This window comes from Candidatus Pedobacter colombiensis, from assembly GCA_029202485.1.
GTDB lineage: Bacteria > Bacteroidota > Bacteroidia > Sphingobacteriales > Sphingobacteriaceae > Pedobacter > Pedobacter colombiensis.
Genome location: CP119313.1, coordinates 4285294 through 4306589, shown reverse-complemented (window position 1 = coordinate 4306589; position 21296 = coordinate 4285294). Strand labels below are relative to the sequence as shown.

General features: G+C 38.8%; 14 protein-coding genes and 1 rRNA gene. 5 read left to right on the top strand and 10 right to left on the bottom strand.

Going from position 1 to position 21296, the window contains the following annotated elements:
• Positions 1 to 44: 44 nt before the first annotated feature.
• A 5S ribosomal RNA gene (rrf, locus tag P0Y49_18040) occupies positions 45 to 156 on the top strand.
• A 209-nt stretch (positions 157 to 365) separates the two neighbouring features.
• On the top strand, positions 366 to 2126 hold the full coding sequence (locus P0Y49_18035; GenBank protein ID WEK18690.1) for a S8 family peptidase: 1761 nt from the start codon (positions 366 to 368) through the stop codon (positions 2124 to 2126).
• A 25-nt stretch (positions 2127 to 2151) separates the two neighbouring features.
• Here P0Y49_18035 and P0Y49_18030 read toward each other — a convergent pair whose 3' ends face one another.
• The 9 genes from P0Y49_18030 to P0Y49_17990 all read right to left on the bottom strand — a co-directional run bounded on the left by P0Y49_18030 (position 2152) and on the right by P0Y49_17990 (position 14474).
• Positions 2152 to 3084, bottom strand: coding sequence for an NAD-dependent epimerase/dehydratase family protein (locus P0Y49_18030; GenBank protein ID WEK18689.1), 933 nt, complete (start codon positions 3082 to 3084; stop codon positions 2152 to 2154).
• Positions 3085 to 3156: 72 nt separating this feature from the next.
• The gene (locus P0Y49_18025) at positions 3157 to 3780 is read right to left on the bottom strand and encodes a Crp/Fnr family transcriptional regulator (GenBank protein ID WEK18688.1); all 624 of its coding nucleotides are present in this window, start codon (positions 3778 to 3780) and stop codon (positions 3157 to 3159) included.
• A 74-nt stretch (positions 3781 to 3854) separates the two neighbouring features.
• A complete protein-coding gene (locus P0Y49_18020; protein ID WEK18687.1) occupies positions 3855 to 4712 on the bottom strand; it encodes a glycoside hydrolase family 16 protein in 858 nt (285 codons plus the stop codon).
• 110 nt (positions 4713 to 4822) lie between these two features.
• Positions 4823 to 6478 carry a RagB/SusD family nutrient uptake outer membrane protein gene (locus P0Y49_18015; GenBank protein ID WEK18686.1) on the bottom strand — a complete coding sequence of 552 codons (1656 nt, stop codon included), beginning with the start codon at positions 6476 to 6478 and terminating at the stop codon, positions 4823 to 4825.
• A gap of 25 nt (positions 6479 to 6503) precedes the next feature.
• The gene (locus P0Y49_18010) at positions 6504 to 9872 is read right to left on the bottom strand and encodes a TonB-dependent receptor (GenBank protein WEK18685.1); all 3369 of its coding nucleotides are present in this window, start codon (positions 9870 to 9872) and stop codon (positions 6504 to 6506) included.
• Between the two features lie 282 nt (positions 9873 to 10154).
• Complete coding sequence (locus P0Y49_18005; GenBank protein ID WEK18684.1) at positions 10155 to 11300, bottom strand: FecR family protein; 1146 nt, start codon at positions 11298 to 11300, stop codon at positions 10155 to 10157.
• Between the two features lie 64 nt (positions 11301 to 11364).
• Positions 11365 to 11940 carry an RNA polymerase sigma-70 factor gene (locus P0Y49_18000; GenBank protein ID WEK18683.1) on the bottom strand — a complete coding sequence of 192 codons (576 nt, stop codon included), beginning with the start codon at positions 11938 to 11940 and terminating at the stop codon, positions 11365 to 11367.
• 175 nt (positions 11941 to 12115) lie between these two features.
• Positions 12116 to 12874 (bottom strand): AAA family ATPase, encoded by a 759-nt coding sequence (locus tag P0Y49_17995; GenBank protein ID WEK18682.1) that lies wholly within the window; start codon positions 12872 to 12874, stop codon positions 12116 to 12118.
• 385 nt (positions 12875 to 13259) lie between these two features.
• A complete protein-coding gene (locus P0Y49_17990) occupies positions 13260 to 14474 on the bottom strand; it encodes a TlpA disulfide reductase family protein (protein WEK18681.1) in 1215 nt (404 codons plus the stop codon).
• A 457-nt stretch (positions 14475 to 14931) separates the two neighbouring features.
• On the opposite strand from P0Y49_17990, the gene P0Y49_17985 reads away from it, so the two are divergent.
• Positions 14932 to 16101, top strand: a complete 1170-nt coding sequence (locus P0Y49_17985) for a hypothetical protein (protein ID WEK18680.1) — start codon at positions 14932 to 14934, stop codon at positions 16099 to 16101.
• 386 nt (positions 16102 to 16487) lie between these two features.
• Here P0Y49_17985 and P0Y49_17980 read toward each other — a convergent pair whose 3' ends face one another.
• Positions 16488 to 16970, bottom strand: a complete 483-nt coding sequence (locus P0Y49_17980) for a hypothetical protein (GenBank protein WEK18679.1) — start codon at positions 16968 to 16970, stop codon at positions 16488 to 16490.
• Between the two features lie 1292 nt (positions 16971 to 18262).
• Here P0Y49_17980 and P0Y49_17975 point away from each other — a divergent pair.
• Together P0Y49_17975 and P0Y49_17970 are read left to right on the top strand one after the other, a co-directional pair.
• Complete coding sequence (locus tag P0Y49_17975; protein ID WEK18678.1) at positions 18263 to 20650, top strand: TonB-dependent receptor; 2388 nt, start codon at positions 18263 to 18265, stop codon at positions 20648 to 20650.
• Between the two features lie 264 nt (positions 20651 to 20914).
• Positions 20915 to 21034 carry a recombinase family protein gene (locus P0Y49_17970; protein ID WEK18677.1) on the top strand — a complete coding sequence of 40 codons (120 nt, stop codon included), beginning with the start codon at positions 20915 to 20917 and terminating at the stop codon, positions 21032 to 21034.
• The last annotated feature ends 262 nt before the right edge of the window (positions 21035 to 21296 follow it).

The window sequence follows — 21296 nt, the reverse complement described above, 5'->3', positions numbered from 1 at the left end:
AGTGAAAATAATCGAAAGATATATAGCTAGATACTTAAAAATATTTAGGTGCCTATATCGGTGGTGTCCACCTCTTCCCATTCCGAACAGAGAAGTTAAGCCCACCAGAGCCGATGGTACTGCGGTAACACGTGGGAGAGTAGGTCGGTGCCAAATCTTAAAAGAAAGCCTTCAGGAAACTGAAAGGCTTTTCTTGTTTATAACCCATTCTAACCTTCATAGATTATAGAGTTTTCTTCTCTTTGGGCCTTGTGTCTCTTTTACTTTTTTGGGAAGTTATTTAGTGTTAAAAAATGCTAAATATATGCCCTAAAAGTAATAAAACCGTATTATTGTATTTTACCTTAATTCATACATATCCAGCAATGAAACTAAAACATTCATTATATTTCGCAATTTGCTTTTTCGTTAGTACAGCTGCTTTTGCACAAAGTAAAGATGTTAAGCTCCCTCCAAATTGGCAGAATTTAGATTTAGTGCAAGATGGTTATTTCGGTATAAGTACTGAAAAGGCTTACAATGAGCTGTTGCAGCATAAAAAGCCTAAAGAGAATATAATTGTAGCTGTTATAGATGGTGGTGTTGAAACAGATCATGAAGATTTAAAGAATGTCATATGGACAAATAAGAAAAAAAAATCGGGAAATGGGATTGATGATGATCGGAACGGATATGTTGATGATATACATGGCTGGAATTTTATAGGGTCGAAAAAGGGAAACCTTGCCTATGATAATTTAGAATTGGTTAGAATTTATCGGGCGTTACAGCCTAAGTACAAGTCGACGATTAAATCTACTGTGCTGGATAGTACGGAAAAGGAAGAATTCGCACTTTATACAAAGGTTACTGCTGAGTTTGGAAAAAAATATGACGATGCTCATCAGGCTTTTGCTGTTATTTCTATTATAAACAAAATGCTTGACTCTGTTGGACAAATTAATCATAAAACTATTCCTTCATTAGAAGATATGGAACGTTACAAAGCTGATAGTGAAGAAGAGGAGCAGTGTAAAAAGATCATTCGCAGGGGAGCAAAAGAGAGTGGGTCAATGGAGAAGTTTCATAAGGAAATGAAAGATGCTTATAAGCAATATGATGTCATGTTGAGGTATAATCTAAATCCTAAATATGATCAGCGTGCTGAGTTGGTTGGAGATGATTATTCTAATGCGAGTGAGCGCTTTTATGGTAATAATGATGTTAAGGGGCCAAATGCGGAGCATGGAACGCACGTGTCTGGTATAATCGGTGCAGAGCGAAATAATGGGATAGGTATAAACGGTGTTGCAGATCATGTTCGTATCATGTGTATTAGGGTGGTACCAGATGGCGATGAGCGGGATAAGGATGTAGCAAATGGTATTAGGTATGCAGTGGATAATGGTGCGCGCGTGATTAACATGAGTTTTGGTAAGGGCTTTAAGTGGGCTAAGGATGTAGTGGACGAAGCGGTAAAGTATGCTGAAGAAAAGGGGGTTTTATTGGTACATGCGGCAGGTAATGATAATCAGAATAATGATATTGTAGATAATTATCCAACTAAGTATTATGATAGTCCAGAGGCTGCTGCATATAAAAAAGCACATAAGAAGGCTGAAATTAAGCCCATGGCATTTAGGCCTGGTCAAAATCAAATGCAAGGGAACAATTTGGGGAGAAATTATCCGGTTACACCTTTAAAACCCGTTTTGGATACAGTCAAGTTTAATTTGCCACATGCCAGCAACTGGATCGAAGTAGGTGCCAGTGCTTATAAGAATGACGCAACTCTGAAGGCTTCTTTTTCTAATTATGGTAAATATACCGTGGACGTATTCGCCCCGGGATTTATGATAAGGTCGACTGTTCCTGGATCTAAATATGAAGAATTTGATGGAACAAGTATGGCTGCTCCTGTTGTTTCTGGTTTGGCAGCTTTGATCTTAAGTTATTATCCAGAGCTTAAGCCTTATGAGGTAAGAGACATCATTATGAAATCAGTAGTCAAGGTGGAACAGAAGGTAAAACGTGAGAATGAGAAAGGGGAAACTGAACGTGTTAGTTTTAAGGAGCTATGCGTTAGTGGTGGGATTGTAAATGCGTACCAGGCATTAAAATTGGCTGAAACTTATAGAACTAAATAACTTGCTTTATGAAACATTTTTTGTGTCATTTTAGCTTGGAAAGCTGTGTTTTGGACCATTGCCTTATACCTTCTTCATAACTACTAGGTTTAAAATTAAATGCTTTTTCAAATTTTGAGGAGTCTAAATTATAGTCGTGGTCATATTGATAATACATCTCCACTGTTCCTGCAACGACTTTTTTAAATAAGCCAACCATTTGCAGCATCAATTTATTCACTGTAATGAAATTGCCCTTAGCACCAAAAATATCCGCTGCCAGTGCGATCATCTCCTGACCGCTTATTGGTGAGGCCGTTGGCAGGTGCCAGATCTGATTCCCTGACTCTTCATGCTGACCCAACAAATACATTGCTTTTCCGGTGTCAGGGATATAAGTGAAATTGTGGAGTTTCTTAGGGTTACCAATCCATTGCGCAGTTTGATGTTTGGCAAATTTATCCAGCACCATGCTGTCCAGGAAACTATTCATAGAATCGGTACCATAAAAATCAGCAGCCCTGGCAATAGTAGCCTGGATATTACCCGATTTCACTTCTTCCATCAGCTGGGTAGCAATTTTCGCCCTGACCTCACCCTTTACACTCACTGGATGGTAAGGGGTACTCTCCAACATAGGACCATTGACCAATCCATACATATATACGTTATCAAAAAATAGCAGTCTGGCCTGTGTTTCCTTTGCCACATTTATTAAGTTCTGCATGATGACTGGCCATTGTTGCTTCCAGATCTCTTTATCATAGACTAGTCCTGCACACATATAGATAACTGTTGATCCTTTCACAGCATCCAATACTTCCGAATAGTTCAACAAATCTGCCTTTCTCCAGGTCATCCGGGTATCGGTAGTCTTTACTGGTCTTCTGCTAACCAATCGTACTTCTTGATTATGGTTTAACAATTCACGTGTTAGCGCATTTGCTGATGGCCCGCCGGCTCCTAATATGGTATGCATAGTTTTTGATTATGATTTACGTCAAAGGTAAGTGACTGTAACTGTTCAAAACGTTAACAAAAGATAAGCATTTCAGCTGGCAACAGCTCTTCCTAAAGTTCTTTTACGGATTCTTGAAAGGGAAACCGGGGTAATGCCAAGAAAATTGGCTATGTAATGTTGAGGAATACGCAATAATAAGTCGGCCTGATTTTCAAGCATAGTTAAGTAACGTTCTTCAGGGCTTTGCACAATGAAAGCTGCAATCCGATCTTCATAACAGCAGATATAGTATTCGGCTACTAACCTGCCGAACTGTTCCATCTTAAAGGCAAGCTTAGGATGAACGAATAGCCGCTGCATATCTTCGTAAGCAATCAAAATCAATTCCGTATCCTCCATGGCCTGGATACAGGTGAGGCTTGGCTCTTGTTTGAGGTAACTTTTATAAGAACTTACAAATTCATTCTCAAAGCAAAAATATCCTGTAATCTCTACTCCATTCTTTACATGGTAAAATCTTAAAGAACCCTTAATCACGAAACCTACATGCTTGCAAACTTTACCATGAACTACAAAGTGATCTTTCTTTTTAACACTTGAAACTGTTAAATAAGGAATTAGTTCGATCCACTCTGCATCAGAAAGCGTAACGAATTTTGCAAATCCTTCCCTAAATGCCTGCAATGTTGTTTTAGAAATCATTTGATTTTTCATGATTAACCCTAATTCTAGCTATATAAAAGTAGAGAAAAATAAACGGGATCGTAGAAGAAAACAACAGAATGGTATTAGCTATCTGTTTTCTGATAGACTCTTACATAATCAATTTCCATTGTTGCAGGAAAGACAAGGTCATCGATTCCCTTTTGCCCACCCCAAAAGCCACCTACAGCCACATTCAAGAGTAAAAATTGAGGGGCATTAAATGGCCATTCTTTGGTTGTTAAATGTTCGTTCCGGGTAATGAAGTAACTGACTCCGTCTAACATAAAATCTATTTTCTCAGGCGTCCATTCAATGGCATAAGTATGAAATTGGGTGTATGGACTGGCGATATAGATGCCCTTGGTTTTTTGGGTCCCCTTGATATGATTATACGAAGCGGTATGGATGCTGCTAAAAAGGCTGTCTTTGTTAAAACCTACATGCTCCATGATATCAATTTCGCCACAGGCAGGCCAGCCAGCTGTACTTATATTTTTCCCCAGCATCCAGATGGCGGGCCAGGTACCACGCCCCGCAGGAAGTTTTGCCCTGATTTCAATTTTTCCATACGTAAATTCGGCTTTATTTTTTGTGGTCAGCCTTGCAGAGGTGTATTGCCTATTTCCTTTGGCCTGTTTTCGGGCTGTAATTTTTAAAATACCGTTTTCTACTTTAGCATTTGAGGTGTCTTTTTCCGTATAAAACTGTAGTTCATTATTACCCCAGCCACCGCCACCGATATCAAAATTCCATTTGCTGCTATCGGGTAACCCTTTGTAATTGAATTCGTCGCTCCACACTAACTTGTAACGCTTTGCACCTGATTTTCTTTTAAGACTATCCAGTATTATTCCAGGTTTATTGGTATGAACAGCACCTTTATTAACGACACTGCCAAGACCTAAACCCATTATGACTAAGAAACTACCAACTAAGCGCATAAGAGATAAATTAATATGATGTACACTCTATTATATAAATAATGGGATTCAGTTAAAATACTCTTTAGAAGACAAGCTTTTGTTGCCCTCTAAAGAGATCTAATATAGAATTAATAACCTGGATTTTGTTTTAAAACACCATTTGAAAGAATCACCTGAGTTGGTGGAATGGGTAAATGACCACGTTTCGAATCATCCCAATCCATGGCATAACCATTTGCAGGGGTATTGGCGCCGGCAGTAAATACGACAGGTCCATTAGTGGTCAGGGTGCCGTTGTAATATGGGCCGATTAAACTGGACTCATTGATTTTCTGCTTCGCATAGGGTAAGCCATATCTCAACAGATCCCAATAACGGATACCTTCTCCTGCGAGTTCCACTCTGCGCTCATGACGGATATTGTCTATTGTTGCGGTTCTGTCTGGCATACCAGCACGTTTTCTTACTCGCTTCAAATAGGCATCAGCTTTGGTTTGATCAACACCTATATAAAGCTCGGCTGCCATTAATAAAACATCTGAAAAACGGATCACATGGATGTTTTGTCCCCAGTTAATGGAATTTAAACCTGAAGGGCTAAGGTACTCGGTAGTCGTATTGTATTTGTTGTTAAAATAACCTGTATGCTGCCAGCCTTTGATTAAGCCTGGTGCATCTGCAGCCGATTTTAAAACTAAGATGGTCGCGTCTCTTCTTGGATCTACATTTGGTGCTGTTTCGAATTCCTGATATAAAGATTCTGTGGGTACGGCATTGCTAAACCCTGCAGTATAGGGGATGCCGTTAACGCCCCTCGGACCAAAATACAAGACATTGTAGTTTCCCTGTGCTCTGTACTGATCGCTGGTACTGCCAGACATATAGGCTAAATTGCTACAATCTACTTCCCAAACCGACTCAATGCTCATTTCATTGTTTTTTCTCCAAACATCTGAATAGGATTGAATGAGGTCAAAACCACCAATGCTGATGATCTCATCCAGATAACTGCGTATTTTTACGGCATCAATTGTGTTGCCTGCAGCATTCAATTCTGTTCCATAGACACCTTTTCCATAGAGGTATACACGGGCCAAAAGTGCCGATGCCGACCAGTATGTGGCATGTCCATTGTTGGCTTTCATGGATTTTTTAGGAAGGTAAACCATGGCTTCAGTTAGGTCTTTCGCAATCTGGTTGAGTACAGCTTGTGGAGCTGCTTGTGGCTGGTTGTACTGATCTGGCGTTTGCTGCTCAATAATTAGCGGCACATTTTCAAACCATTTGAAGAGGTCAAAATAGAAATGTGCCCTCAGAAATTTAGCTTCTGCAGTACTTACATTTTTAAAATCTGCACTGGTCTGTACCCTGTCTACATTGGCTAAATAGGTGTTTGCTCTGGCGATTCCCTGGAAATAAATGCTCCATACACTACCATAGGTACCATCATTGGCATTGAATGGTGCCGCTGCTGTAGCTCTAAAACTGTCGATGCCTTTTACACCAACGGCATCTGATGAACTTCCTCCTCCGGCATAGGCATCATCTGATGCAGCTTCGGCCCAACCCATTAATGGGGTATGCCCTTGATTGATATTGCCCCATTGCAACACATGGTATACACCGGCCAGGGCCTGGTTGGCTTGTAATTCTGTTTTGAAAAAATTGCTTTCCTCAATTTGTGAAGGGGGAGAAACCTCCAGAAACGACTTTTTACAGCCTATGGTTAGGCTGAGTAGTATTGAAAATGCAATACCGGCTATGTTTTTATCAATTGATTTCATAAAAAAATTCTTATACATGAACGATCTATAATTTGGCGATGATTCCGAAACGGAAAGTTCTGGATTGTGGATAAACTCCTCTATCAATACCCAATGACAGTGGACTGGTGGCTCCGAGTTCTGGATCAAATCCGGTATATTTTGTAATGGTAAAGGCATTGTCGACTGCCGCAAATACCCTAACATTGCTCAGTTTGATATTGCTGATTAGGTTTTTAGGTAAAGAGTAGCCCAACTGTATGTTTTTCACACGTACAAAACTTCCATTTTCCAATAAAAGATCAGATACGGTTGCATAGTTTTTGTTTGGATCTGTACTGATGAATCTTGGGAATTTAGCATTAGGATTGTCTGGTGTCCAGGAATCCAGCATAGTTGCCGGAAGATTGGAAACGGTTTTATCAAAACGGTAATTCCCGTTGAAAACTTTTTGACCAAACATTCCAATTGTAAATACACTAAAATCGAAGTTTTTATAGTCTAAATTGATCGTGAAACCCGTAATGTATTTCGGGTTAGGATCGCCAATATTGGTGCGGTCTAAGTCATTGATCACGCCATCGTTATTGATGTCGATAAATTTCAAATCACCCGGTTTTGCATTGGGCTGGATCTTTTTCACCACACCGGTATTTGGATCGGTAAAGGTATAGGCATCTACTTCAGCCTGGCTTTGGAAAATTCCACCAGTTTTTACACCCCAGAAATAACCGATAGGTTCTCCTACGGCCATACGGGTAATGCTACCTAAACTGATATAGGCCGCACCAGGGATCGCTTGTGCCGTATTGTTGATTTTAGTGACTTTGTTTACGTTATGTGAGACGTTGAAAGACAGGTTAATGCCGAAATCTTTGCCGATTTTATCACTGTAGTTAATGCCCAGCTCAATACCTTTATTCTGAACATTTCCCCCATTGATATAGGGTGCAGAATAACCTACACTAGCCAAAATGTTTGGTCGGATTAACAGATCTTTGGTTGTTTTTACATAATAATCAGTGGTTAGGGACAGTTTGTTTTTGAATAAGTTGAGGTCTAGTCCGAAGTCTGTCTGCTCACTGGTTTCCCATTTCAAATTCGGATTTGCTATGGCACCTAAAGAAGCACCGCTGGCCAGATATTCTACACCATTATTGAGGAAGGTATAGCCATTGTCATTTGTAATGATAGTAGAAGCCCATGGGAAAGAACTGCCCAGGTTTTCATTTCCATTTTGACCCCATGAAGCGCGAATTTTCAGGAAGGAAACTGCGGATGGTTTAAAGAAATCTTCTTTGGAGATGATCCAGGCACCTGAAACGGATGGGAAGGTAGCATATGGATGATTGCGGCCAAAGCGTGAAGAGCCATCTCTGCGGATAACTCCTGAAACCAGGTATTTGTCATCATAGTTGTAAGCCAACCTTCCAAAATAGGAAGCCAGGGTTCTGGTGTCTGCACCGCCATTGTTTTTGCTGGAAGCGATATCCGTGGCTACATCAATATAGGCTAGACTTGGATCGATAGGTGATGGGTCATTTCTTGATCCACCCAGGTTTTGGTAAGTATATTTATAGGCGGATTGTCCTGCAAGAACCTGAATATTGTGCTTGCCGAAGTCATGTGCATAGCTCAACACATTTTCCGTTTGCCAGGTATAATCTCTGGAGAAATTTGTACTTACACTAGAATAGTTTTGCCCTGAGGTTGGCAATAAATAATAAGGTGGTGTATAACTATTACTGTTATAATTGCCGAGATCCATACCAAAGGTACTGCGGAATTTAAGTCCTTTCCATAGGTTGATTTCTGCGTACGCATTGCCAAGCAGTTTATCGATTTTGTTTTTACCATTGATAATGGCCAATTGTGCCAGTGGATTGGGAAAAGTTGCTTGTGGTGAAATGCCATATACCTGTGTGCCATTTTTTACGGCATTAACGTTATAGGCAGCTAGTTTAGCAGGATCTGTTTCATAAAGCGGGGTTAGCGGATCGATATTTACGGCATTACCTAATACTTGTCCACCCTGATCTCCATTGTCGAAGATTGCACTGCGCTCGCTGTGGATGTAATTGATATTGGTTCCGATTTTTAAGAAATCCGTGATTTTCTGATCCACATTTAAGCGAAAGGTATATCTTTTGAAGTCGGAATTATCACCACCGATGACACCTTGTTGATTGAAATAGGAGAATTCGGCCAGATAAGTCCCTTTATCACCTCCGCCTGATGCGGTGACCTGATGATTGAATATCGGGGCATTTTTACGAAAAAGGGCATCCTGCCAATTGGTTCCAATACCATAAGAATCTGGATTTGGATAGGGAACCGGGTTAGTTGGGTTTGCATTTTGTGCACCTACATTCATCATGGTGGCATATTGTGTGGCGTTCAGTACGGGTAGCTTACGCCAGGTATTTTGTACCCCATAATAACCATCATAACTAAGGGTAGGCTGACCGGCTTTACCTGTTTTGGTGGTGATTAAAATTACACCATTGGCACCTCTGGCACCATATATGGCAGCTGAAGCGGCATCTTTTAACACGTCCATACGCTCAATGTCTCCTGGGTTCAGGTATTCAATGTTGCTCACTGGAAAACCATCTACAATGAATAATGGATCCGGGTTGTTATTGGTCCCTGTTCCACGAATGCGGATCATAGGCTTATCACCCGGTTGCCCGTTTTGATTCAAGACCAAAACACCTGGTGCATTTCCCTGAAGGGCTTGCTCCACACGGGTAATGGATAGTTTTTCTATGGTTTTGGATGTTACACTGGATACTGCAGTGGATAGGTTCTGTTTTTTCTGCGTTCCATAACCTACTACAACCACATCATTTAGGTTACTTGCCAGAACGTAGAGTTTAATAGTTAGGTTTGGGGCAGCTTTAAGCTCCTGGCTGGTATAACCAATATAGGAAATAATCAAAACTGCATTTTCCTCTATGTTTTTTAGGGTAAAGGCACCATTGGAATCGGTAATAACGATCGTGTTTGTTCCTTTGACCCTTACGGTTGCTCCAGGCAAACTTTCGCCCCTGTCGTCCACCACATTTCCACTGATATTCATTGTCTTAATGTTGGAGACTGGAGTAGGAGATACCTGTTCTTCTTTGAGTTTAAATACAACGATTTTGTCGGTAATGAAAAAGGTAATGAAATGGCTATCGAAGCAGGCTTTAAGGGCATCTTCAATACTGACATTACTTACGCTTACTGTAATTGGGGCGGCCCGACGGATCAGTTGGGTATCACCCAGAAAATCATACCCACTTTGCGCTCTAATTTTATTGAGAATAGAGGAAAGAGATGCATTTTTTTCATGAAGGGTAATTTTTTGTCCGAAGCCTGCAGCACTGACTTGCAGTAAACATGTGGTTAGGATAATCATCGTTAGCCTCATAATTCGAAGGATTGATTTAGGTAGATAAGCTTGTTGCCTTGACCTAATGAGATGGTAAAATTTCATACATTTGATTGTTTGGTTTTTGCCTTAGCCTCCTTTTAGCGTTAAGCTGAGGTGGGTTATTGCAGATGAATTGATTTTTTGTTGGAAGAACAGAATTGATTTGACCAGGCATTCGGATCGGGGTACTCGTAATACTCCGGTCCTTTTTTTGCCCGACAGGCTTTCGCTTAAGTTGGATCTCTCATGGGCATATGTGGTTTTATTCGTTAAATTGGCTTATAAAACGGTGATTTGGTTTCCTTCTACTTTGAAATGTACTTTTCCCGTAGCTTCTAAAGCGCGGATAACAGCGATTAAATTTTTAGAACGGGACACCACACCGGTAAATAAGACCTCTGCGGGTTGATGTTGGTAAGTGACTTTTACGTTGTACCATTTGGAGATTTTACGCATAATGCTATTCAGGTCTTCTCCATCAAACATAAAATTTCCATTTTTCCAGGCCATGGTGCGTTCCAGATCTGCGAGTTGGATTTGTAAACTATTACTGCCAAGAATGGATTGCTGACCAGGTTGAAGAATGCAGGTTTTGCGTATTAATGAATTCACTTTAACGGATCCTTCTAGTAGTGTAGTTTTTATTGTCTGTTCATCTGTATAGCTGTTTACATTAAAATGGGTGCCCAAAACTTCTATGTTTTGTTTGATGGTGACGACTTTAAATGGTTTGGACTTGTCTTTGGACACTTCAAAATAACCTTCGCCACTTAATTCTACGCGACGTTCATTTGTGGCAAATTGCACTGGGTATTTTAAAGAGGAGGCTGCATTGAGCCATACTTTAGTCCCATCAGGGAGGGTAATCTGATATTGACCGCCATTGGGTGTTTCAATGGTATTGGTCATGTTGGAATGGTTACCCTTGCTGGACGTGGCTTCATAAACCAGCTGTCCTTCTTGTTTGTTGGTGATGAGGATACCGGCCTGACTGGCCAAATTCCCTATTTTAGCATTGCTAAGGTTTATTTTTTCTCCATTGGCCAGGGTGAGGGTTGCATTGTTTCCACCGGGCTGAATTTCTTCTATGATTTGTTTTTTTGCAAGTGTTGTCGGAGGGATGGGCTTTTGTTTGAGGCTAAAATAGAGCCCAATACTAAAGATCAAAAATAAGGATGCAGCGGCAATCCAAAGAGGTTTTAGTTTTTGAACCTTAGATTTTTCTTTTTGATGGATACTTTGGTGGATCCGGTTACGCAAACGGGTTTCAATTTGGCGGTGCAGGTCTTTTGTTTCTGAGGAGATTTCTATTTCTGTATCATCGAAAGCATAATACCAATCCTGGACCATGGCTTTTTCCTGTGGTGTAGCTTTTCCTTCAAGGTAATTATGGATGGCTTTGATTATTTGTTCTGATGCTTGCATTTAGTGTCCCTTTTAGAGTAAGTGTTCTAACGGGGGGCTAGCACCTATGTGGTTTTAAGATTTTTTATAGAAAAGTAAAAAAGAGCAGGAGATGGATGTTTTTCATCACGATCCGGAGTCGACCTAATGCTTTATTGAGTTGATTTTCAACAGTACTTGTGGATAGGTTTAACTTGCCGGCAATTTCCTTGATGGAGAGGTGTTCTTCCCGGCTGTATTTAAAAATGATTTTGCATTTTTCTGGTAGCTGGTTGATTTCTTCCTGGATCAATTGCATGATGTTTTTGAAATGCAAGCTGTCTTCGAGGTTAATATTGTCTGTTTCGTCGCTGCTTTCCATGGATTGGCTGTATGTCAGGCGACGTTGTTCTTTCCGGATCTTCTGTAAGATCATGTACTTGGTCGCGGTAGCCAGGTAGGCACTGAGGTTGGAGATTTCTACTTTTTCCCGGTTGTTCCAGAAGGAGACCATAACATCATGTACAATATCTTCTGCGGCCTGTATATTCTTTAGACGGTTGTAGGCGATACCAAATAAGCGCTTCCAATGCCGGTTATACAATTCGGTAAAGGCAATTTTATTGTCCGATTTTAATAATACAGTTAATTCTTCATCAGAATATGAGGAGTAATTCTCCATGAATAAGTGGTTGATATTTGGTTGGTAATAAATTTATCAATAATTTTCTGTATTTCTATTTTTATACCATCGTCAATATTCCAGGCATTACAAAGATGAGGTTACCATTTTATTGGAAGGTTATTCTGGGATTACGATTCTGTTAAAAAATCTAAACCTCCATTTATCAAGCACGCTAGAGTCTATCTCTTTTATCTATCAATATAGATGTCATTTGGTCAGGATTGTCCAGAAAGCCCTTGTACAATTGGTAGATGTCCGTCTCTTTGTATGTTACTTTATGTATTCCATCAGGTGTCATCTGGTAGATTGTCGCATCTGGATAGGCAAGTATAATCGGTGAATGAGTGGCAATAATGAATTGAGAGCGCTTATTGATCAATTTGTCCATTTGAGCAAGCATAGCCATTTGACGCGTGATCGAGAGCGCAGACTCTGGCTCGTCCAAAATATACAGTCCCGAACCTCCAAACCGATTCATAAACAGTGCCCAAAACGATTCGCCATGCGATTGCTCGTGCAAAGATTTACCACCGTAGGAACTGATGATAGAGGCACCTCCCCCTGGCTCTTTATCCAGCTCGTCTATTTGGGAAGCGACATTGTAAAAGCTTTCTCCTCTTAAAAAGAAACCATCTTTCATTCTATGAATTCCTTTGCTGAATTTCAAATATCGGTGCAAATCAGAATGTGTAGACTGGGTAGCAAAATTGAAATTTTTACTCCCTCCTTCCGCGTTAAAGCCTAAACCTATTGCAATCGCTTCCAATAAGGTCGACTTCCCCATTCCATTTTCACCAATCAAATATGTTACTTTCGGATGAAAGTTTAGCTTCTTAAATTTCTTTATACTGGGAATATTAAAAGGATACCCATTGGAAAGGACACTTTGCGAGTCTAATTGAACCGTATTGATATATCCGTTAAAATCCATTCGCATCTAGTATTTAGCATGTTAAGATACAGCCGTCGATTAGTATTAGCAAATGTAAAATGTTTTTCACTCCGTTAATTATGTATAAACAGCTATTGTAACCCGACTCGCCATTGTTAATAAGCAAATAGCTGTCTCATCTGTGTCTCAACTACTGAAAAGCTTTAATTGTGGATAATGTTGAAAGCGCGTTAACACCCATTTAAACGTAAAAAGCTCACTGAAAAGTGAGCTTTTTTCTAGTAGAGTCGAGCTGCAATATGTCGAACTTTTATGAGCATTGTGAGGCTATAGTAAATTTTGAGATTCTAGTTAATAATTGAGTTGAAGGACAATATAGAAAGAAGAAAGTTTGACAATTAGCCCTTTTTTATGTCAATAAATCTTAGTTAAGGAGCTCAGCGAGTTTCTTCTCTAGGGCACTGCCTCTGAGGTTATGGGCTATGATCTTACCATTCGAATCCACTAAATAATTCACGGGAATTTGTTTGATGTTTAAACTTGTGCCCAGGCGTTTTCCCACATCATTTGTATTAACGAACGAATCCATCTTAAGTGCGGCGACCATACCTTTCCAACGTCCGAGATCATCTTGATGGTCAAGTGATACCGTCATCACCTCAAATCCCTTTTCTTTATACATTTTTTTTGCCTCGATCAAGTTGGGCATCTCTGAAATACATGGGATACAATAGGTCGACCAAAACTCAATGAGTGTATACTTATGCTGTGTAATCACATCCTTGCTTTGCACCAAACTCTCCTTTGTATCCGGCACGGTAAAATTATACATGTTTGCATTTAATGGTAGTTTAGGTGGATATTTATATTTTACGAAGCTAATTTTCTCTTCTTTTTTGATTTTTTCATCCATTTTTTTTCCCGCGTTGCTAGCCCTAATGTTGGAATCCAGTCCCTCAAAAATGCGCCTTGCATCTTTTATAGATACGCTTGAGGTAGTTACAAGACCTCGGAAATGATCAAGGGAAACCGGAGAGCTTGGATTAGCTTTTATCATACTTAAGTAGGCACTATCTGTCCGGCTGAAACTGCGAAATTTATAGTAGGTTTGTAGTTCCTCTATCTTAGCAGAACTCAGCCCCTCTACACTTTGTGTTGCCTGCTGTTGAATAACCTTTACCAAGCTGTCGTACTCTTTTTGGAAGTAAGTTTTTTGTTCCTGAAAAGCGTTAGCCAATCGGTTCATAGCTCCGCCGTTTATCTCGTACTTTAACGTGCCCGAATGAAATTTGACCTCGACTTCGGGATCTAGATATATCAGTTTGGAAATACCCTCATCGCCACGCTCCAACGAATCTTGATTGGAACACAGTACGTAATAGGCAGGTGTCATTTCTGCATTGCTTTCAGGATACATGCCTGTAAACTTGAAAGATCCATCCTTAATTGGAACTTTTCCAATAGTTTTATGATTCCGGTCATATATTATTGCATTTTTGACAACATTTTTACCTTCGATTGTTCCCCGGATCGTAAAACTGAATTGTTGCTTTTGAAGTTGTCCTGAAGCTTTCGGTTTGATCAAACTGCCCACAATTAGGGCACCGATGAGTACTGTGGTGTACGAACTTATTGTCATGAAGCGAATATTTGGTTAGTTGAATATAGAACTAAATAATTAGTTTTCAAAATGATTTGTGTTTTTTGGAAGCAATTACAACCTTAACTAAACACAGACTAGCGAGATCCATAGATGCACTGATTTTGAAGAATTATCCAAATTAATTCTGGGATATATAGGGCTTTCACCTTGCCAGTTTTCAAAGAGGATAAGTAAAGGAGGAGGCGTCTTTTTTTTGTGGATATAAAAAAAGGAAACAATCTGTATAGGTTGTTTCCTTAAGTAGAATCGAGCTGCAATATGTCGAATTTTTATGACCATTGTGAGGCTATTTTGAATTTTGAGAAAGTTTGATAGAACAAGAAGTGTTTATTTCTTTTAAGATATAACTAAAATAAATGTTAAAACGAAAAACTATGTAGGTAGATTCGTTTGAAACTCAATTTACTGTTAGCTTTATTCTTTTAAAACTGACATGGGCATAACTACTATAATCTTACTAAGTCTTTTTGTTTTTCGACTGATTTTTAAACTGACCGGCAATTCGAACCGCTACGATTCAACTCCTTTGCATTATGAAAGACCGGCAACTGAAGAAAAAGAAATCATTCCGGGTAATCCATTTTACACAAATGCGCCAGAACATTGGGGAACCATTACCGATGAGTTTCTAAGTTCAAACAGGGCGTTTTCTCTGAGTTACGACCATAAAAAAGATGATGCCGTAATTAAACGTCGTAGTTGGATGGTGAATTCTTTGACGCTAATGGGCAAGATTAATAAGCAACTGGAAAAGAAAAATAACCAAAAAGTCCATACATCTTATAGCGATGCACTTTTAGACTATAGCGAAGCATACGCAACTTCATGCTGTATTGAAAAACTTTTTAAAAAAGGAACGATCAGCATCGCTGGAATTGCAGTAGATAACTATAAACGTTATGCCGTTATTCTATTTGATACGCCAACCCCGATGAAATATATTGATGAACTACGCATCTATTTTCTGGAAGATGGCTATGAGGGTTTGATCTATTTCGCTGTAGATGATCCAAACCAGGTTACCAAAAGTGTGACTCTAAAGTTTGAGAATTTTAATAAAAATTGCTTCTCCGTAGATCATGCAAAACAAGGTCATAATAATTGGGAATATGACAGCTATGCGATGTGGTGGGCTAGCGAGAAGGAAAGCAACTTTAGCTCAGCTATTATCAAAGATGATATACGTTTGTCCCTTGATCTATTGAATTTTCATAATTCTTATGCACTTGGCATATTGAGTTTTGCCTTTGGGTTAAAGAACAACAACAATAGGACAAGTCTTCCAGACTATGATGAAGTGGTGATAATGGGCCCGGAAGGAGTGCAGATTATTATTACGCTATCCAGGCAGTATGGTATTAATTTTCATTTTCCAGTGTTGCCAAAATTTGAAAGTTACCGAAACAAATTTATGAAAGTCTATGTGAACTTTTGTTACGATATCAGGGTGCAGATTTTAGAACATGATTTGCCCAATGATGATTTTGATACCACTTCTACTTTAGCGTGGTATCAGCACCTGTTAGATGCAAGTACAAGCAGTGATAAAGATATTCAGGTAATTGGGCGTTTAACCAAGACCGAAAAGTTTTTGTTGAACTAAACCGAAAGTATATGGGTGATACCACAGTACCTTAAAATTTCAGGCTAGAATTTTTTGAAAAAATATTTTTTGAAATTGGGTTTATATGTGAGCCAAAAAGTCAAATTCCATAACGGAAACATAGCCTTAGTTTAAAAAGCAGGTACCACGCTCTTATGAGCATGAGGGTGGGGGATACCAGCAGGAGGGCTTAAAGAATGTTTAATCCTGAGTTTAGTATTTCATTTTCAGGAGGATTTTGTTTAGTAGGTGACATCTTGCGGAATAACTTTATATATTTTTAATATCAATGGTAAATATATGAAAGGTGCAGTAAAGTTAGATTATCTAAAATGGGGCTTTGACAACATAACACTAGAAGTTAGCATAAAAGGTGCACAATAACCTTAGTTATAATCAGGGGTAGTGGTAAAATAATTTTCAATTGGAAATTCTAATAATGATCCAGCATAGAGTAAGGTTCTCTTATTGCTCTCTGTCGATCCCCAAGAGTATTTAGTTTTAATTTTTGTATCTATTGTTATTACATTGAAATGGTCGATGTTTTTAACATAAGGTTTTAACCTCTTTGCAAATTCTTGAGCAAAGGCTAATTCATTTTTATCAATTTTTGGGTTGAGTATATTTATCTGAAAATCTATTCTTTTTCCATAAGCCGCACTTTGAACCCTGTTTTTGATGAGATCAATGCTTATACCAGAAAACGAAACTTTTTCAAATTGAAACTCTTTATGCAAATTTTTTATAACTTCTTGTTCAGGTATATTGAATATAACTTTTTCCTTAGTATAAGGATTTTCAATGTGGCAACTAGCTATGAATAATATTAAGGCAAGTACAATCTTTAGGGAATATTTGGTTGAGATCATTTTTAGAACCTTTGGTTAATACAATATAATTGAATTAATGTTTACAAGGGCTACATGGTAGCCTTAAATATTAAAATTTATAAATTATATAATTTTTCTATCCTTACGTAGTAGAGAGAGACTTTTTCCACTATATATGTAGAGGATTGTACCCCCTCATCATTTTTCTTATTGTAATCATGCTTTAAATACGTTTAAATATCGATTATAATACTAGTACCTATCTATAGTATGAATAATATAAGAAAAGCATTTAATACTCGAAGGTTCTTTCAAAAATGTATTATATTATGTGTAGACGTAGCAATAGTAGCATAAACGGCATCAATGACTTTTACTAGTCCTTCTGGTGTCGATAGAAACTTGACTGGTTTGAGGAAATAATATAATGCTGTTTCTATTTGATTTTATTCGCTATAAGTTGCACCCCATCCAGTCCGAACTTTGTTCAGTATTATGTTTGTTGGAATTGGGTTTAACTGTGGTTCATCAAACATGGTATTTGCTGATGATTCAATTATCTCATCGTATTCCTCTATTGGTTTAATCATAATTTAGAGTTTACTATATAGTAGGTTCGCTTTCAGTTGCCAGAGTTTCTCTCTTATCTTGTAAAGATATTAACAATTGTGATTCAGGCAAAAGACATAGGAATAGTGGGGGCGGCTTTGGCGCACGCGCCAACAGATGCGCCAAATAAGGGTACATTTAATGGCATTTTAGCTCTTTATTGTGCGATGAATTTATTATATTTGAGTGAGCAAAACGCTAGTTGTATTATTCTATAAGGTGTTGAATATCAGTTTTTTTTAAACGCAAAAAGCTCACTGAAAAGTGAGCTTTCTTTCGGTAGAGTCGAGCTGCAATATGTCGAACTTTTATGACCATTGTGAGGCTATTGTGAATTTTGAGAAAGTGGTAAATAATAAGGTTGAAGGTCAATATCGAAGAAAGGAACAATGATGCGCCAAAATCCTCTTAAACCCCAAGTTACTCAGATTTATACTGACTTAAATAGCCTTAAAATCGGCCAAATAATCGGTTTTAGGCATGAAAAGTGACCATTTTGGAGCGTAATTGGAGATTTCGCTGAAAGGAATGTGTTTTGAAATGCTTTCTAGCAGGAGGTCATGATTTATAACTGAGGAAATCAGTAAAGGTAACTAAGATAGACTTTCCAACAGGTAAAACAAAAAGACCGGGACTGATGCTAGCAATCCTGGTCATATCTTTATGAATGGTTTTATGGAATACTTATAAGAAAATCATCATGAGTAACTAAAACTTACTTAATGAAAAGAAACCTACTTGCCATTCTCCTAACTTTTATCACTTTAGCCGGATCCGCACAACATTTAATCAAAGGAAAAGTAATCGACGAGGACAATCAGCCCGTAATTTCTGCCAACATCCTTCTGCAGAAAAAGTCAGAAAAATCCATTGTACAAACCAGCATCACAGATAGCATTGGTATCTTCCTGCTGAATCCAAAGCAAACCTTACAACATCAACTGGTCATTAGTGCCATAGGCTTTGAATCTACGTTTGTAGATTTACCTGATGCCCTTCATCAGGATACCATTTTGCTCGTCAGGTTAGCGAGACAGCGCAAGCAATTAAAGGAGGTCAATATTTATATTAAGGCGCCACTCATCGTCCGTAAAACAGACCGGATTTTATTCAATGTAGAAAATAGCCTGTCTGCCATTGGCGGAGATGGGATTGATGCATTGAGCAAGGCACCCGGCGTTCGCGTCAATGATAATGGTGTCAATATCGTCGGAAAGAACAGCATTAAAATCATGGTAAATGATAAACTGATTCAGCTTTCGGGTGTTGATCTGATCAACTATGTGAAGTCCATCCCCTCTGGCAATATCAAAAGAATTGAAATCATCACCAATCCTTCGGCACGTTATGAAGCAGACGGAAACTCAGGCCTGATCAATATTGTATTAAAGCAGAATGGCGAACAGGGCTTCAACGGCATGATAAATACTGGTGGTATTATAGCCAGCAGATACACCGCCGGCCTAACAGGGATCTTCAATTATAACCAGGGTAAGCTTCACCTCAGCAGTAACCTGAGTGGTGTTTATTTGAAAATAGAATCTAAGTCTTTTTCTGCTTTTTCTAGCCCAAAAAGCTTATGGGAGCGGCAGCTGGATGAGCTAACAACTGGAAAGGGTGGAAGAGGAGATATCAGGGTGGATTATGATTTAACCGCAAACACAACAATAGGCGTAAAATACATGGAGGGGGCACGTCATTACACGATTGATTCGAAGGAGAATGGCGCATTCTACGCCACAGGTCGGCTTTTAGATTCCACATTAGTGCTTACTGGCAAAGATAAATTGAAGTATACGCTGAGAAACTTTGAATTCTATCTGGATCATAAAATTGATACCTCAGGAAAAAAGATAGAATTTACTTCCAATTATTTTAAATACGGAACCATTGATAACAATCATTTCCAAAGTAAGAGTTATATGCCTGAGCTGGAATTGTTAAATAATTACCAGCCTGTTGGTTTAGCTCAGGATGAACGCTTTGACATCTTTTCCAGCAAATTAGACCTCAGCTTACCCTATAAATTCGCCAGTCTGGAGTTGGGGGCCAAAATCTCCAATATCAAAAGTAAAAACGACCTGGTCTATGAGCCTAGCTCTGGTGCGATTGTGCGCAACAATAACCTATTCGAATATAAAGAAAACACACAGTCGCTGTATGCAACGGCAGATAAGAATTTCAACAAATGGAGCATGAAATTGGGTTTAAGAATGGAGATGACCCAGACTACCGGACGTTCCTCGCTGCAAACATCCGCGCAAAAAAACGATTATGTCCAGTTGTTTCCTACTTTTTATCTGAAGCATAGCCCGAATGAAAACAATGTTTTTTCCTTTACTTACGGCAGAAGAATTAACCGGCCAGATTACAGCCTGTTGAATCCAGCCAGGCTTTATAGCACCGTTAACGTCTACGAGGAAGGAAATCCGTTCCTGAAACCATCCTTTAGCAATAATTTCGAGTTAAATTACAATTATAAAGATTGGTTGAGTACTTCTGTTTACTCCAATTTTGTTTCTAATGGATTTAGCACCCTTGACTTTTTCGACCCGCAAAGTAACATTCAATCCCGTGTACAACGGAATTATGCAAATTCAGTAACCACCGGCCTGAGTGAAACACTGACCATCAATAAAATAAGCTGGTGGGAAAACAACAATCAGTTGAATATTTATATGGAAAGGTCTAAATCAAACGGGGCAATTGCAGAAGGAACGTTAAAACAATGGAGCGGCTATGTCTCTACGAATAATACTTTTACCCTCAACACAAAGAAAACGTTAATGGCGAATGTTACACTTTGGTATCAGTTCCCTGAACTAGCTAACCGATTGATCAGTTCGGCTTATTATGCAACTGATTTAAGTTTAAGAGCGATGTTTATGGACAGAAAATTAACTTTTTCGCTCAATTCATCTGATATTTTTAAAACCAGTCAGCGGAAATATAAGGGCATTGTCAATGGTGTGCATCAGTTCAATACAGCATATAAAGATAATAGAAAAACAATGATCAGCATTCTTTACCGTTTTGGAAACAGCAAAGGAAATAAAGTGTCAAGAAATACCGATAATACAGAAACCAACCGGATCAAGCAGGGAATTTAATTGTTGGAGATAAAATTAACGCAAGAAGCTGGTCAATTTCAATAATTGACCAGCTTCTTGCTAAGTTTAGCCTGCTTCGGAGCTTATCTGTCGCAGTTACAATTGTCCCTTTCATCAAAGTGTGTCCCGTCCTGAATTTAGTTGTCGTTTTTGGTGAGAAGGGGTCAAAGCTTTCTGGTTTTTCCGCTTACTCGCTCTTCTGCGATTTTGGATACCCAGTACAATCCTTTTTCGTTAGATAATTGAAATTAAATAGTTAACTCTATGAAATCAGCTTATCTATATGTTCGCGTTAGTACCAACGAACAAAAAAGGAAGGGCTATTCACTGCCCGAACAGGAAGACCGGTTGCTGAAATATTGCGAAACCGGCAATGTAAATTAAATATATTGAACAATCACGATTCATGCAAAACTGTTAGAAGTGGTATTCTAGCTTTGGCGCATGCGCCAAACTCTAACATACGGTTCTATTTTTTTAGAAGTTATGTTATGTATGGGGCTTCTCGCTGGTGGTAAATTTAAAAAATATTTGTTGATATTGGCAATTGTATTCCATATATTAATAATTTTTTATCAGGGTATATTCTCATTCTTTTTTGCAATTACTGGGGGACTGATTATATACCTCTATCCATTTTATAAAC